This is a genomic window from Arthrobacter sp. UYEF36 (assembly GCF_040547025.1).
GTDB lineage: Bacteria > Actinomycetota > Actinomycetes > Actinomycetales > Micrococcaceae > Arthrobacter.
The window spans coordinates 1-15119 of sequence record NZ_JBEPOX010000018.1; the positions used below are offsets into that span (position 1 = coordinate 1).

The window sequence follows — 15119 nt, forward strand, 5'->3', positions numbered from 1 at the left end:
CTCCGCGAGGCCAAGGTGGCCGCGCCCCGGTCGCACATCTTACACCCCCCCCCGCCCCCCCCCCGCCCCCCCCCGCCCCCCCCGCCGCCGCCCCCCCCCCCCCCCCCCGCCCCCCCCCCCCCCCCCCGGCGGTGCTCAGGCGGTTTTGGCCGCGCGGAATCCGGCGTCGAGGTCGGCGAGGATGTCGTCGATGTGCTCCAGGCCCACGGAGAGCCGGACCAGGCCCGGGTTCACGCCGGCGACGGTCTGCTGTTCGGGGGAAAGCTGGCTGTGGGTGGTCGACGCCGGGTGGATGACCAGCGAGCGCACGTCGCCGATGTTGGCCACGTGCGAGTGCAGTTCGAGGGCGTCGACGAAGCGCTTGCCGGCCTCCGCTCCCCCGGCGATGTTGAAGGCGACGACGGCGCCGGTCCCCTTCGGGCCGTACTTGCGGCCGCGCTCGTACCAGGGGCTGGACGGCAGCCCGGCATAGGCGACCGATTCGACGTCGTCCCTGGCCTCGAGCCATTCCGCCACCTTGGTGGCGTTGGCGACGTGCCGCTCCACGCGCAGGCTCAGGGTCTCGAGGCCCTGGGCGATGAGGAAGGCGTTGAACGGGGACACCGCCGAGCCGAGGTCGCGCAGCAACTGGACGCGCGCCTTGAGGATGTAGGAGAGGTTGGCGCCAAGGGCGCCGTCCTTGCCGAGGTCCCGTGCGTAGACCAGGCCGTTGTAGGTGGGGTCGGGGGTGTTGAAGCCGGGGAAGCGTTCCGGGTCCTGGCCGAAGTCGAAGTTCCCCGAGTCCACGATCACGCCGGCGATGGCAGTCCCGTGGCCGCCGAGGTACTTGGTGGCGGAGTGCACCACGATGTCCGCTCCCCATTCGATCGGCCGGATGAGGTACGGCGTGGAGAGGGTGTTGTCCACGATCAGCGGGACCCCGGCCTCATGGGCCACCTGCGAGATTCCCTCGATATCCAGCACGTCCTGGCGCGGGTTGGAGACCACTTCGCCAAAGAACAACTTGGTGTTGGGCTGCACGGCGTCGCGCCACTGGGCCAGGTTGTCCGGGTCCTCCACGAAGGTCACGGAGATGCCGAACTTTTTCAGCGTGTGCGCCAGCAGGTTGTAGGTGCCGCCGTAAAGGCTGGGGCTGGCCACCACATGGTCGCCGGCCTCGGCAACGTTCAGGATGGCGAAGGTCTCCGCGGCCTGTCCGGAGCTCAGCAGCAGCGCCGCCAGTCCGCCTTCCAGGCTGGCCACCCGCTGTTCCACGGCGTCCTGGGTGGGGTTGCCGATCCGGGTGTAGATGGGGGCGAGTTCGGCGAGGGCGAAGCGGTTGGCGGCACTTTCGGCACTGGGGAAGACGAACGACGTCGTCTGGTAGATCGGCAGCGACCGGGCGCCGGTGGCGCTGTCCGGCTCCTGGCCGGCGTGGATCTGGCGGGTTTCGAAGGACCAGGCACTGGACATCGGGACACTCCTTAGGGGACCGGGCACAGACAGCCCCGGAGCCCCTCGGCCCGGGTCTGCACTGGCGCCGCGCTTGCCCTCCGGCGGGCGCCGGACGGCCAGGTCTTCACCCGCGGCACCCCACCGCGTGACGAGGGTTGCCGGCCAGCTAGCCGGGGCTGTGCGCTGGCACTCATGACCTGACCCCAGTCTAGGAACCGGTTCCGGGCTGTGGATAGCTTTGTGACGAAGATGAAGTTACGCGGGCGGCGGGGCGCAAAAGACCGGCCACTTCCCCGCCGTGACGCGGGGCCGCGCCCGGCCGGGAGCCCTCAAAAATGACATCCCACCACGGTTAGGAGAGCCTAAGCTGAGAGCCGGATCACAAAGTGTCAAGATGAGGGCATGCGCATGGATCACGTCTCTTACGCCTGTGAACAAGATGGCCTCGCTGCCACCACCGAACGAATTGCGTCTGCCCTCGGCGTCGAAGCCGTTAAGGGCGGAGTACACCCCCGATTCGGGACCCGCAACATGATCATCCCGCTCGCGGGACACAAGTATCTCGAGGTCGTGGAGGTCCTGAACCACCCCGCGTCCGACAAGGCCCCTTTCGGCCAGGCCGTCCGCGCCCGCTCCGAAGCAGGCGGCGGCTGGATGGGCTGGTGCGTCGAAGTTGCCGACCTCGCCCCGTTCGAGGAACGGCTCGGCCGCGCCGCCGTCAACGGCAACCGCAAGTTCCCCGACGGCCGCGAACTGGTCTGGAAGCAGATCGGCATCCTCGGGCTCATCGCCGATCCCCAGGTCCCCTACATGCTCAAGTGGGAAGGCGATCCGGAACTCCACCCGTCGAAGGCCTACGAGAGCAATGTCAAGATGTCCGCCCTCACGATTGCCGGCTCGGCGGAGCGTGTCACCGAATGGCTCGGTGTCCCGGTCGAGAAGCCGCTGGAGGACGTGGCCGTGAACTGGCTCGCTCCCCGTGGGACGCCCGGCATCCTCTCCGTCACGTTCGAGACGGCCTCCGGAGCCGTCACCATCTGACGCTTCACCGCCCAACACTTCGGCCGCCATCAGCGGGTGCCAATGACGTCACCCACCGATGGCGGCCGATAACTTTTTAACTCACCGCCCGCGTCTGCCGACTTTTAAGGGCAACGCGGGGTCACTTCGCGCCCGTCCGGAGGCTCCGGATGGGCGCGAAGTGACCCCGCGTTGCTTTGTGGACGCTCAGCCCAACCCGATGGACCGGCCGAAGAGGCTGAAACCGACGAACGCCACGATGTCCAGCACCGCGTGGGCAACCACCAGCGGCATCAGGCGGCGCGTTTTTGTGTAGACCAGCGCGAAGATGACGCCCATGATGGCGTTGCCGATGAACGGCCCGAAGCCCTGGTAGAGGTGGTAGCTGCCGCGCAGCATGGAACTGGTGAAGATGGCCAGCGGCAGGCTCCAGCCGAACTTGCCCAGCCGGTCCAGCAGGTAGCCCACCACGATCACTTCCTCCACGATCCCGTGCCGGATCGCGGAGAGGACCAGTACCGGCACGGTCCACCAGTAGGAGTCCAGCGCACTGGGGATGATCGCCGTCGTAATGCCCAGCGCCCGGCCCGCGGCGTAAAGTCCCAGCGACGGGATGCCGATCAGCGCCGCCAAGGCGAACCCCTGCAGCAGGTCCCTGCCGGGGCGGGCGAAATTGAGCCCCAGTTTCTGGAACGCCGTGACGCCGTGGCTGCTGCCGCCGGACAGGCCGGACGTCCGGTGGTCGGTGAGGAAATAGAGTGCCAGGACCACCGGCACCAGGGCGAAGAAGATATCCAGCAGCTGGTAGGTGAGATCGAAGTATTCGCGGCTGCTTTGCGAACGGTTCAGGGTGGAGGTCCCCTCCGCCAGCGGCGCCCGGGTCAGCTTGTCCAGCAACTGGACGACCGAGTATACGGCGGACTGCCCCAGGGACAGTCCCAGGACGATCCAGACTTCTAACCGCAGGCGGCGGCGGGCGGGAACGAGCATGTTCCTATCTTGCCCGGTCTTGGCATGCCCTGCCTTGCCGGCGTTGCCGCCTATGCTGGGGTTTATGAGTGCGCCCGGGAAAATCATCATGATCCGGCACGGCCAGTCCGCCGCCAACGCCGACACCTCGATCTACAACCGGGTGCCCGATTACCGGATTCCGCTGACCGAACTCGGCGTGGAACAGGCCCGGGCTGCCGGCGAGCAGGTCCGGCGGCTGCTGGACGGCCGTCCGGTGTGTGTATATGTCTCCCCGTACCTGCGGGCCTACCAGACCCTCGAGGCGCTCAACCTCGGCCCGCTGGTCGAGCGGGTGATCGAGGAGCCGCGGCTGCGGGAGCAGGACTGGGCCAACTTCCAGATCGCCGGTGAGATCGAGGACCAGAAGGAGCTCCGGAACGCCTACGGCCACTTCTTCTACCGCTTCCGGGAAGGCGAGTCCGGCTCGGATGTCTACGACCGGATCTCCTCCTTTATGGAGACCCTGTACCGGCACTGGTCCAAACCCAGCTACGCCCCCAACGCCCTGTTCGTCACCCACGGGCTCACCATGCGGCTGTTCTGCATGCGCTGGTTCCACTGGTCCGTGGAGTATTTCGAGTCCCTCAACAATCCGGACAACGCCGAGGTCCGCACCCTGTACCGCACCGGGAAGGGCAAGTACGAGCTGGACAAGCCGTTCAGCCAGTGGGAGGCGCGGCGTGTCGATGAGACGGTGCTGGACGCCCCGCCGATGTTCTTCTAGCAGCCTGGGGTTATTCCGGGACCCGGGCGATCACCTAGCGGGCGCGGACCCCCGCGCGCCAGACGGCGTGGGTCAGCGGCATGCCCGGCCGGTAGGCCAGGTGGGTGGCGGACGGCGCGTTCAGCAGGTGCAGGTCCGCGCGGTGGCCAACGGCGAGGGAGCCGACGGCGCGTTCGCCGTCGGCGTCGTTCCCGGACTCCCGGCCGAGGGCCAGTGCGCCGCCGTAGGTCGCGGCGCGCACGGCCTCATGCACGCTGAGGCCCATCTGGAGCACGGCGGTGGTGACGCAGAACGCCATCGAGCTCGTATAGGAGGTGCCCGGGTTGCAGTTGGAGGCCAGGGCGAGCTGCACGCCGGCGTCGAGCAGTTCCCGGCCCGGCGCCAGCGGCTGGCGGGTGGACAGATCGCAGGCCGGCAGGCACGTCGCCACCGTGCCCCGTCCTCCAGCCGCCCCGTCCCAGCCGGACCAGCTGGCCGCGAGGGCGTCGAGGTCGTCGGCGGACAGGTAGTTCACGTGGTCCACGCTGGCCGCACCGAATTCCAGCGCGAGCCGCACGCCGGGTCCTTCGCCGAGCTGGTTGCCGTGCACCCGCAGGCCCAGCCCGGCGTCCCGGCCGGCCTGGAGCACGCGCCGGGACTGGTCCTCGGTGAAGGCGCCCCGCTCGCAGAAGACATCGGCCCAGCGCACGAACGGCCGGACGGCGGAGAGCATGGCGCCGCAAACCAGGTCCGTGTACTCCTCGGCGTCCATGCCGGCCGGAACAAGGTGGGCGCCGAGGTAGGTGACCTCGTCCGCCACAGTGGAGGCGATCCGGGCGCTGCGGGCTTCGTTGTCGATGTCCAGGCCGTAGCCGGTTTTGGTTTCGAGGTAGGTGGTGCCCTGCGAGACGGCCTCGGCCACCCGGCCCAGGGCGAGCCGGGTGAGGTCGAAGTCGCTGGTGTTCCGGGTGGCGCCGGTGGTCACGGCGATCCCGCCGGCGCTGTAGCTCTCCCCTGCCATCCGGGCCTCGAACTCGGCGGTCCGGTCCCCGGCGAAGATCAGGTGGGTGTGCGAATCGACCCAGCCCGGCAGCAGGGCCCGGCCGCCGGCGTCGACTGAGATGTCGGCGGCCGGCGCGTCCGCCGCCTGCCCCAGCCAGGCGATCCGTTCACCCTCGATCACCACGGCCGCTCCCGTCAGGACCCGGTGGTCCGGGTCCTGGGTCATCAGCTCGGCGATGTTGGTGATCAGGGTGCTCATGAGTCCATTGTTCAGCGCCGGATGGACCAGCGCGTCGCAGCCAGCGCCTCCGCTGTCCGGGATGCCGGACCCGTGGCTGTGTTGCTGCCTGCGGCAGAGCCGGTGCCCTGGCCGGCAAGGATCAGCCCGGCAGCCAGTTCGGCGATGCCGGAGGAAGTCTGGAAGCCGTAGCCGCCCTGGCCGGCGAGCCAGAAGAATCCGGGGGCTTCGGCGTCGAACCCCACGACCGGGACGCCGTCGGCCGCTTCCGTCCGCAACCCCGTCCAGACCTGGCGGACGCCGCGGATGCCGAGGGTGGTGAGGGCGTTGAGCCGGGCGATGAGCGCCTCGACGTCCCCCGGGTGCGGCTGCGCGTCCTCGGGTCCGCTCGGTTCGTGTTCCGAAGGCGAGATCAGGACCTGCTCCCCGTCGCGGCGGAAGTAGAAGGAGTCGTCTGCGGCGGCCACCATGGGGCTGCCTTCCGGGAGGGGGTGCTCGACGTCGACGATCGCCGCGGTGCGCCGGTACGGCTGCAGCTGGACTTTCTCGACGCCGCTGAGCACGGCCAGCTCGTCGGCCCAGGCGCCGGCGGCGTTCACGACGACGCCGGCCTGGAAGCCCTCCTGCCCGGCACCGAGTTGCCAGCCGGAGCCGAGGCGCTGGGCCGAGTGGACGCGGGCGCCGGTGATGATGTCCACCCCGTTGGCTTCGGCATGCCGGCGGTGGTCCTCGAGCAGCAGGGGCGCGTTGCAGGCGAAGGAGCCGGTGTCCAGGCCGGCGGCGGAGAAGGAGTCCGGGAGCAGGGCCGGGCAGAGTTCCAGGGCTTCGGCGTGGGTGATCGGCCGCATGTGGCCGCTGGCCTGCTCCCGGACGGTGGCGTCGTCGCCGATCAGCAGAAAGCTGCGCGGTGAGAGCACCGGTTCCGGCCGGTTCGCGTCCTGGGCCGCGATCAGTTCGAGGGTGCGGAGGGTGAGCTCCTGCACCGCAGGCGGGCCGTAGCTGGGGATCAGCTGCCGGGCTGAGCGGGCCGAGGTGTGGTACGCCAGCGTCTGCTCGGCTTCCACCAGCGCGACGCTGCATTTTCCGGCCAGGGCTGAGGCAAGGGACAGGCCGGCGATACCGCCGCCGACAATCACGACATCGTAATTAGCTGACATGGGTCCATCCTTGCAGACGGAAGCGGTTGCGGCGCCGTTTATGGCGCCGCAACCCCGTTTCTGCTTATTTCCGGTGAAGTCCTGTTCAGCCGGCGACGGCGGCGCGGCTGCGCACGAAGGCCTGCACGCAGGACTCCACGTCGTCGGCGCTGTGCGCGGCGGAGAGCTGGACGCGGATCCGGGCCGCGCCCTTGGGCACCACCGGGTAGCTGAACGCCGTGACGAAAACGCCGTGGTGCAGCATGGCGTCCGCCACCTTGGCGGCCATCACGGCGTCGCCGAACATGACCGGAACAATGGCGTGCTCCCCCGGGAGCAGCTCGAAGCCCTCCTCGGACATCCGGCTCCGGAACAGCGCGGCGTTGGCGAAGAGCTTGCTGCGCAGTTCGCCGGAGCTCTCCACGAGGTCCAGTGCCTTGAGCGTCGCCGCGACGATGGCCGGGGCCAGCGAGTTGGAGAACAGGTAGGGGCGGGCCTTCTGGCGGAGCATCGCGACGACTTCGCGGCGGCCGGAGACGTAGCCGCCGGAGGCGCCGCCCAGGGCCTTGCCGAAGGTGCCGGTGTAGATGTCCACGCGGTCCGGGACGCCGGCGTGTTCCGGGGTGCCCGCACCGCTGGCGCCCATAAAGCCGACGGCGTGGGAGTCGTCCACCATGACCATGGCGTCGTATTTTTCCGCGAGGTCGCAGATCGCTTCCAGCGGGGCGAGGAAGCCGTCCATCGAGAAGACGCCGTCCGTGACGATGATCTTGCGGCGGGCCGGGTTCTCCTGCGTCGTGGCCTCGATCAGCTTGGATTCGAGGTCCGCCATGTCCTGGTTGGCGTAGCGGAAGCGCTGGGCCTTGCAGAGCCGGATGCCGTCGATGATCGACGCGTGGTTCAGGGCATCGGAGATGACGGCGTCTTCCGGGCCGAAGAGCGATTCGAACACGCCGCCGTTGGCGTCGAAGCAGCTGGAGAACAGGATGGTGTCCTCGGTGCCCAGGAACTTCGAGACGCGTTCCTCCAGGGCCAGGTGCAGGTCCTGGGTGCCGCAGATGAAGCGCACGCTGGCCATGCCGAAGCCGCGGTCGTCCATCGCGGTCTTGGCGGCGGCAATGATCTCCGGGTGGTCTGCGAGGCCCAGGTAGTTGTTGGCGCAGAAGTTCAGCACGTCCGCGCTTCCCTCGCCGATCTGCCCGGCTTTGATGTGGTTGGCCTGGGGCGAGTCGATGTGCCGCTCGGTCTTGAACAGGCCGGCGCTGCGGATCTCGTCCAGTTCGTGCTGCAACTGGTCCTTGATGGCTGAATACATGGGTTGTGCTCCTCAGCTGGTGGGTCGGTGGGCCGGATCGGGCGGCGGGTTTTAGAAGCAGGTCCAGTCGAGGACCACTTTGCCGCCCACGCCGGCGCGGGCGATTTCGAAGCCTTTTTCCCAGTCGGTGGCGGGAAGGGTGTCCGTCACGACGGCGGAGATGTTGGCGTGCAGGACCGGGTTGGAGGACAGCATGGCGCTCATGGCGTACCAGGTCTCGAACATTTCGCGGCCGTAGATGCCCTTCATGGTCAGCATATGCGTGACCACTTTGCCCCAGTCGATGTCGATCGACTGGCTGGGCAGTCCCAGCATCGCGATCCGGCCGCCGTGGTTCATGTTGTCGATCATCTCAGGCAGGGCCGTGGGGTGTCCCGACATTTCCATACCGATGTCGAAGCCCTCGCGCATGCCCAGTTCGCGCTGGGCGTCCTTGACGCGCATCCTGGAGACGTCGATCGCGAGGTCGACGCCGAGGGCCCGGGCCAGTTCCAGCCGCGGGGCAGAGACGTCGGTGATGGCGATCTTGCGGGCGCCGGCGTGGCGGGCGACGGCGATCGCCATCAGTCCGATGGGACCGGCGCCGGTGATCAGCACGTCCTCGCCGACGAGGGGGAAGCTGAGCGCGGTGTGGACGGCGTTGCCAAAGGGGTCGAAGATGGCGCCGAGTTCCGGCGTTACGGAGGGGTCCTGGTGGACCCACACGTTGGTTTCGGGGATCACGACGTACTCGGCGAAGGCGCCGTCGCGCTGGACGCCGACGCTGACGGTGTTGATGCACATCTGCTTGCGGCCGGCGCGGCAGTTGCGGCAGATGCCGCAGACGATGTGGCCCTCGCCGGAGACGCGGTCGCCGACTTTGACGTCCAGGACGTCCTCGCCGGTCCCGACGACCTCTCCGTAGAACTCGTGGCCGGCGATCAGGGGGGCGTTGATGATGCCCTGCGCCCACGCGTCCCACGACTGGATGTGCAGGTCGGTGCCGCAGATGCCGGTGGTCATGACGCGGATCTTGACGTCACCCGGGCCGGTTCCCGGTTCTGGACGGTCCACGAGTTCGAATCCTGCGTGGGCGCCGGCCTTGTAGAGAGCCTTCATGGGCCTTCCTAACTGTGCCATTCCTCAGGCACGTGGGGATCCGCTGCGTGGAACAGCCGGTGTGGGACAACTCACCCCATTAGAGCCGCTGCAAAGCGTTAGCACAACCGGAATTTTCTCAATCGACGATTTAGCTATTCCTTGTGCATAGACTGATCGGCATGGAAATCCACCAGCTGGAGATGCTCCGCGAACTCGGGGCCCTCGGAAGTGTAAAAGCCGTCGCCGAAACCCTGCTCGTCACGCCCTCGGCGGTGTCGCAGCAGCTGGCCGCCCTGCAGAAATCCGTGCAGGTGCCGCTGACCCGCAAGGAGGGCCGGAACCTGGTCCTGACCGAGGCCGGGCAGGTCCTCGCGGACGCCGGCGCCGCCGTCGTCAGCGCCATGGCGGACGCACGGACGGCGATCGGCGCCTACCACGGCTCCCCGGTGGCGGCGGTGACGCTCAGCGGGTTCCACAGCGCGGGGCAGGCCTTGTTCGCCCCGCTCGCCCGGCTGCTGGCCGGGCCGGGGCAGCCGCGGATCCTGCTCTCCGACGAGGACGTGGCCCAGCAGGACTTCCCCGCGCTGACGGCCCGCTATGATCTGGTGCTCGCGCACCGGATGGACCACAGCCCGCGCTGGCCCGGGGAACGCGTAGCGGTGATTCCGCTCGCGCACGAGCCGCTGGACGTCGCCCTGCCGTCCGGGCACCGGCTGGCAGGCCAGCGGGCGGTCACGGCGGACGACGTCGTCGGGGAGCCCTGGGTGACCAGCCGCACCGGCTACTCCCCGGCGGACGTGCTCTCCGCCGTCGCGGCCGTCTCGAGCCGGGAACTGAACATCGTCCACCGGATCAACGACTACTCCACGGTGGCGGCGCTGGTGGCGACCGGGAGCGTGATCGGGCTGTTGCCCCGGTTCACGGCGCGGCCGGTGCTGAACCCGGACATTGTGCTGAGGCCGCTCGAGGGCATCAGCACCCGGCGCCGGATCGACATCCTGGCCCGCCCGGAGAACCTTAAACGCACATCGGTCATGATGGTCTGCGAAGCACTGCAGACCATCATGACCGATTTAGTGGATGGCTAAGGTTTAGCCTTCGACGCCGAGGCGCTTCAGGATCAGCTCTCGGACGCGTCCGGCGTCGGCCTGGCCGCGGGTCGCCTTCATAACGCCGCCGACGATTGCGCCGATCGCCTGGACCTTGCCGCCGCGGATCTTGTCCGCGACGTCGGGCTGCGCGGCCAGGGCCGCGTCGATGGCTTCGAGCAGGGGTCCGTCGTCGGAGACCACAGCGAGGCCGCGCTTCGCCACGATCTCCGCCGGGGTGCCTTCGCCGGCGAGCACGCCGTCGAGGACCTCGGTGGCCATCTTGTTGTTGATCTTGCCGTCTTCAACCATCGCATTCAGTTCCACGATGGTCGCCGGTGCAACGCCGAGCTGGCCGGGATCGACGTCGGCGATCTTGGCCCGTCCGACGATTTCGCCCATCCACCATTTGCGGGCCACCGTGGCGGTGGCGCCGGCGGCGATGGTTTCCTCGATCTCGTCCATGACGCCGGCGTTGACGACGTCGCGGAATTCCAGGTCGGAATAGCCCCAGTCCGCCTGCAGCCGCTTGCGGCGCGCGGCCGGCGGCTCGGGCAGTGTGGCCCGTAGTTCCTCGACCCACTCGCGGGAGGCGACGATCGGCACCAGGTCCGGTTCCGGGAAGTAGCGGTAGTCATCGGCGTCGGACTTGGGCCGGCCCGAGGTCGTGGAGCGGGTGTCCTCGTGCCAGTGGCGGGTCTCCTGGATGACCGGTTCGCCGGAGTCCAGCACGGCGGCGTGCCGCTGGATCTCGTAGCGGACGGCGTGTTCGACGGCGCGCAGCGAGTTGACGTTCTTCGTCTCGGAACGGATGCCGAAGCGTTCGCGGCCGTGCGGGCGGAGCGAGACGTTGGCGTCGCAGCGGACGTTGCCGCGTTCCATCTTGGCGTCGGAGACACCGAGGTTCTTGACGATTTCGCGGACCGCGGCGACGTAGGCCTTGGCGAGTTCGGGCGCTCGGCTGCCGGCGCCCTCGATCGGCTTGGTGACGATCTCGACCAGCGGCACGCCGGAGCGGTTGTAGTCCACGAGGGAGTAGTCGGCGCCCTGGATGCGGCCGGTGGCGCCGCCCATGTGGGTCAGCTTGCCGGCGTCCTCCTCCATGTGTGCGCGCTCGATTTCGACGCGGAACACGGTGCCGTCGGAGAGCTCGATGTCCAGGTAGCCGTCGTACGCGATGGGTTCGTCGTACTGGGAGGTCTGGAAGTTCTTCGGGGTGTCCGGGTAGAAGTAGTTCTTCCGGGCGAAGCGGCAGGTCTCGGCGATCTTGCAGTTGAGCGCCAGTCCGATCTTGATCGAGGACTCGATCGCGGTCTTGTTCACCACGGGCAGCACGCCGGGCATGCCGAGGTCCACCTCGTTGACGTTGGTGTTGGGTTCGTCGCCGAACACGTTCGGCGCGGAGGAGAACATCTTCGTCTTGGTGTTGAGCTCCACGTGGACCTCGAAGCCCAGGACGGGATCGTACTTCTCCATCGCCTCTTCGAAGCTGAGGGTTGCGTCAGACATTAGTGGGAACCTCCGTGGCTCGCGACGGTGTCATTACGGGCAGGGTCGGCCGGGGACGGGTCCGTCAGCGACGGGGCAGTCAGTGACGGAGCGCGGTCCAGCAGCGGGCCGCCCCACTGCGCCTCGAGCAGGGATTCCAGCACCGCACCAACGCGGTACAGCCGGGCGTCCTGGCGGGCCGGGGCCAGCAGCTGGACGCCGACCGGCAGTCCGTCCTCGTCGGCCAGGCCGCCGGGCAGGGAGAGCCCGGGGACGCCGGCCATGTTGGCGGGGATGGTGGCGACGTCGTTGAGGTACATCGCCAGCGGGTCGTTGAGCTTCTCGCCGAGCTTGAACGCCGTGGTGGGCGCGGTCGGGGAAATCAGCACATCGGCCTGGGTGAACGCGGCATCGAAGTCGCGCTGGATCAGGGTGCGCACCTTCTGGGCCGAGCCGTAGTAGGCGTCGTAGTAGCCGGCGCTCAGGGCGTAGGTGCCCAGGATGATCCGGCGTTTGACCTCGTCGCCGAAGCCGGCGGCTCGGGTGGCACCCATCACGCGTTCAATCGTCATCGGGCCGTCTTCGGGCAGCACGCGCAGGCCGTACCGGACGCCGTCGAACTTGGCCAGGTTGGAGGAGGCCTCGGACGGCATGATCAGGTAGTAGGCGCCCAGGGCGTACTTGAAGTTGGGGCAGGACACCTCAACGATTTCGGCGCCGGCGCCCTTGAGCAGCTCTAGCGATTCGTTGAAGCGGTTCTCGACGCCGGCCTGGTAGCCCTCGCCGTGGAGTTCCCTGATGATGCCGATCTTCATGCCGCGCACGTTGCCGATCGACGCGGCCGCGACGAGGTCCTCCAGCGGGTCCGGCAGCGAGGTGGAGTCATGCGGATCGTGCCCGCCGATGACCTGGTGGAGCAGGGCGGAGTCCAGCACGGTGCGCGAGACCGGGCCGATCTGGTCCAGCGAGGAAGCCATGGCGATCGCGCCGTAGCGGGACACACCGCCGTAGGTGGGCTTCACGCCGACGGTGCCGGTGACGGCGCCGGGCTGGCGGATCGAGCCGCCGGTGTCGGTACCGAGGGCCAGCGGGGCCTCGAAGGCCGCGACCGCGGCGGCGGAACCGCCGCCGGAGCCGCCGGGGATCCGGTCGAGGTCCCAGGGGTTGTGCGTGGGGCCGAAGGCGGAGTGCTCGGTGGAGGAGCCCATCGCGAATTCGTCCAGGTTGGTCTTGCCCAGGATCGGCATCTTCGCGGCGCGCAGGCGCTTGACCACGGTGGCGTCGTACGGGCTGTGCCAGCCTTCGAGGATTTTCGAGCCGGCCGTGGTGGGCTGGCCGACGGTGACGATCAGGTCCTTGACGGCGATCGGCACACCGGCGAGGGCGTGCAGCTCCTGTGCCGCGGCACCGCCGGCGGCGCGGATCGCGTCCACTTCGGCGGCGACGGCGAGCGCCTCGTCCGTGTTGACGTGCAGGAAGGCGTGGACCTTGCCGTCGACGGCGGCGATGCGGTCCAGGTGCGCCTGGGTGACCTCGACGGCGGAGACTTCGCGGGCGGCCAGCTTGCCGGCAAGCGTTGCGGCGGAGGAGCGGATCAGTTCGTTGTTCTCAGTCATGTTCTTAGCCCTCATCCAGGATTGCCGGGACCTTGAAGCGGCCTTCGTACGCATCGGGGGCGCCGGAGAGTGCCTGCTCGGCGGTGAAAGTGTGGCCCACAACGTCCTCGCGGAACACATTCGTCAGCGGGATCGGGTGGGACGTGGCCGGGACATCATCACCGGCGGCTTCACTGACGGACTTCACTGAATCGACGATGACGGCGAGTTCGCCGGCCATCCGGTCCAGCTCTTCAGCACTCATCTCGATGTGCGCGAGACGCGCGAGATGCGCGACGTCGTCGCGGTTGATCGCAGCCATGGATCTCCCCTGCAAGTTCGGATTATTTTCCGTCCCAGTCTACGTGGGTTCGCATGCTGTTACTTCCCGGCACCATGCCAAACAACGCGGGGTCACGTACGGCCCATCCGGAGGTCCGGAATGGGCCGTACGTGACCCCGCGTTGCTGTTGGCGGGTGTTAGCCGATGCCGATGGCTCCGGTGAGGACTCCGACGGCGAGCATGACCAGGGAGACGACGGCGGTGCGCCAGAGGACCTTTTTGTGGTGGTCGCCCAGGTCCACCTTGGCGAGGGAGACCAGGAGCAGGATCGCGGGGACCAGCGGGCTCTGCAGGTGGAAGGGCTGGCCGGTGATCGAAGCCCGGGCCATGTCCGCTGCGCTGATGCCGTAGTGGCCGGCGGTTTCGCTGAGCACCGGGAGGACGCCGAAGTAGAAGGCGTCGTTGCTCATGAAGAACGTCATCGGGATGCTGAGGACGCCGGTGATGATGGCCATAAACGGGCCCATGTCCGAGGGGATGATCGCCACGAGCCATTCGGACATGGCCTTGACCATTCCGGTGCCGTTGAGCACACCGGTGAGGACCGCCGCGGCCATGACCATGCTGACGACGGCGACAATCGAGGGGGCGTGGGCGATCAGCTGGGCGCTCTGGTCCTTGACCTTGGGGAAGTTCACCAGCAGCGCGATGGCGGAGCCCACCATAAAGACGAAGGGCAGCGGCACGAGGTCGGCGACCAGCAGGACCATGATGGCCACCGTCAGGCCCAGGTTGAACCACTGCAGTTTGGGCCGCAGCGTGGCGCGGTTGGGGTCCAGCGCGGTGTCGGCCATGGCCGAATCACGCTCGTCGACGAGGTCCTCGGGGCGTTCCAGGACGGCGACGGAGGAACCTCCGGCTGCGGGGCGTCCGGCGGCGGGTACTCCGCCGGCAGGGGCGGAGCCCGTGCCGCCGGCACCGAAGCGGCCGGTGCTGCTGGCGTTGGCGGTGCCGCCGTCGAACGTGCCGGCAGATTCCCAGATTTCCGGGGCGACGGCGCGGAGGCGGTTGCGCTCCTGCAGGCCCAGCAGCCAGGCGAAGACGAACACGACCGCCAGGCCGGCGATCAGGGAGGGAATCATCGGGACGAACACGTCGGAGACGCTGATGTTCAGGGCCGAGGCGGCGCGGGCGGTGGGTCCGCCCCAGGGCAGGATGTTCATGGTGCCGTTGGCCAGGCCGGCGACGCAGGTCAGGACCACGGGGCTCATCTTCAGGCGGAGGTAGACCGGCAGCATGGCCGCGGTGGTGAGGATGAAGGTGGTGGAGCCGTCGCCGTCGAGCGAGACCGCGGCGGCGAGGACGGCGGTGCCGAGGACCACCTTGGCGGGGTCGTTGCCGAGCCTGCGGAGGATGAACCGGACCAGCGGGTCGAAGAGTCCGACGTCGATCATCAGGCCGAAGTAGATGATGGCGAACATCAGCAGCGCTGCGGTGGACGTCATGGACTTCATCGAATCGAGCACCATGTCGCCGATGCCCAGTCCGGCGCCGGCAAAGAGTCCGAAGACGGTGGGGACAATAATGAGCGCCAGCACCGGCGTCAGCTTCTTCGTCATGATCAGCACCATGAATACCGCGATCATGGCGAATCCTAGTAATACCAGCACGGCCGGCTCCTTCTTCGTTGAATCGCACCACCCCGGTGTGATGCGTACTACAGACG

The 15119-nt window shown here is 68.3% G+C and carries 13 protein-coding genes and 1 riboswitch; of the genes, 3 read left to right on the plus strand and 10 right to left on the minus strand.

From position 1 onward, the window contains the following. Window positions 1-135: 135 nt before the first annotated feature. Window positions 136-1452, minus strand: coding sequence for a bifunctional o-acetylhomoserine/o-acetylserine sulfhydrylase (locus tag ABIB29_RS19235; protein WP_354174548.1), 1317 nt, complete (start codon window positions 1450-1452; stop codon window positions 136-138). A gap of 64 nt (window positions 1453-1516) precedes the next feature. Beyond that, a riboswitch (SAM riboswitch) is annotated at window positions 1517-1632 on the minus strand. Window positions 1633-1836: 204 nt separating this feature from the next. On the opposite strand from ABIB29_RS19235, the gene ABIB29_RS19240 reads away from it, so the two are divergent. After that, on the plus strand, window positions 1837-2475 hold the full coding sequence (locus tag ABIB29_RS19240) for a VOC family protein (protein ID WP_354174549.1): 639 nt from the start codon (window positions 1837-1839) through the stop codon (window positions 2473-2475). A 186-nt stretch (window positions 2476-2661) separates the two neighbouring features. On the opposite strand, the gene ABIB29_RS19245 is transcribed toward ABIB29_RS19240, so the two are convergent. Then, a complete protein-coding gene (locus tag ABIB29_RS19245; RefSeq protein WP_354174550.1) occupies window positions 2662-3444 on the minus strand; it encodes a CPBP family intramembrane glutamic endopeptidase in 783 nt (260 codons plus the stop codon). Between the two features lie 64 nt (window positions 3445-3508). Here ABIB29_RS19245 and ABIB29_RS19250 point away from each other — a divergent pair, with 64 nt between their 5' ends. After that, window positions 3509-4189, plus strand: a complete 681-nt coding sequence (locus ABIB29_RS19250) for a histidine phosphatase family protein (RefSeq protein WP_354174551.1) — start codon at window positions 3509-3511, stop codon at window positions 4187-4189. Window positions 4190-4223: 34 nt separating this feature from the next. Here ABIB29_RS19250 and hutI read toward each other — a convergent pair whose 3' ends face one another. The 4 genes from hutI to tdh form a co-directional block, all read right to left on the minus strand. Then, the gene (gene hutI / locus ABIB29_RS19255) at window positions 4224-5429 is read right to left on the minus strand and encodes an imidazolonepropionase (protein ID WP_354174553.1); all 1206 of its coding nucleotides are present in this window, start codon (window positions 5427-5429) and stop codon (window positions 4224-4226) included. A gap of 11 nt (window positions 5430-5440) precedes the next feature. Continuing rightward, complete coding sequence (locus ABIB29_RS19260) at window positions 5441-6565, minus strand: NAD(P)/FAD-dependent oxidoreductase (RefSeq protein WP_354174554.1); 1125 nt, start codon at window positions 6563-6565, stop codon at window positions 5441-5443. Window positions 6566-6650: 85 nt separating this feature from the next. Beyond that, a complete protein-coding gene (locus ABIB29_RS19265; RefSeq protein ID WP_354174556.1) occupies window positions 6651-7859 on the minus strand; it encodes a glycine C-acetyltransferase in 1209 nt (402 codons plus the stop codon). 51 nt (window positions 7860-7910) lie between these two features. After that, entirely contained in the window at window positions 7911-8957 is a 1047-nt protein-coding gene (tdh, locus tag ABIB29_RS19270; protein WP_354174558.1) for an L-threonine 3-dehydrogenase, read from the minus strand. A gap of 161 nt (window positions 8958-9118) precedes the next feature. On the opposite strand from tdh, the gene ABIB29_RS19275 reads away from it, so the two are divergent. Further along, entirely contained in the window at window positions 9119-10027 is a 909-nt protein-coding gene (locus ABIB29_RS19275) for a LysR family transcriptional regulator (RefSeq protein WP_354174560.1), read from the plus strand. A 3-nt stretch (window positions 10028-10030) separates the two neighbouring features. On the opposite strand, the gene gatB is transcribed toward ABIB29_RS19275, so the two are convergent. The 4 genes from gatB to ABIB29_RS19295 form a co-directional block, all read right to left on the minus strand. Then, a complete protein-coding gene (gene gatB, locus ABIB29_RS19280; RefSeq protein WP_354174562.1) occupies window positions 10031-11536 on the minus strand; it encodes an Asp-tRNA(Asn)/Glu-tRNA(Gln) amidotransferase subunit GatB in 1506 nt (501 codons plus the stop codon). After that, window positions 11536-13131 (minus strand): Asp-tRNA(Asn)/Glu-tRNA(Gln) amidotransferase subunit GatA, encoded by a 1596-nt coding sequence (gatA, locus tag ABIB29_RS19285; protein ID WP_354174563.1) that lies wholly within the window; start codon window positions 13129-13131, stop codon window positions 11536-11538. The genes gatB and gatA overlap by 1 nt, the downstream gene beginning before the upstream one ends. Before the next feature lie 4 nt (window positions 13132-13135). After that, the gene (gatC, locus tag ABIB29_RS19290) at window positions 13136-13432 is read right to left on the minus strand and encodes an Asp-tRNA(Asn)/Glu-tRNA(Gln) amidotransferase subunit GatC (protein ID WP_056432749.1); all 297 of its coding nucleotides are present in this window, start codon (window positions 13430-13432) and stop codon (window positions 13136-13138) included. Between the two features lie 158 nt (window positions 13433-13590). Beyond that, window positions 13591-15063, minus strand: a complete 1473-nt coding sequence (locus ABIB29_RS19295; protein ID WP_354174565.1) for a CitMHS family transporter — start codon at window positions 15061-15063, stop codon at window positions 13591-13593. Between the last annotated feature and the right edge of the window lie 56 nt (window positions 15064-15119).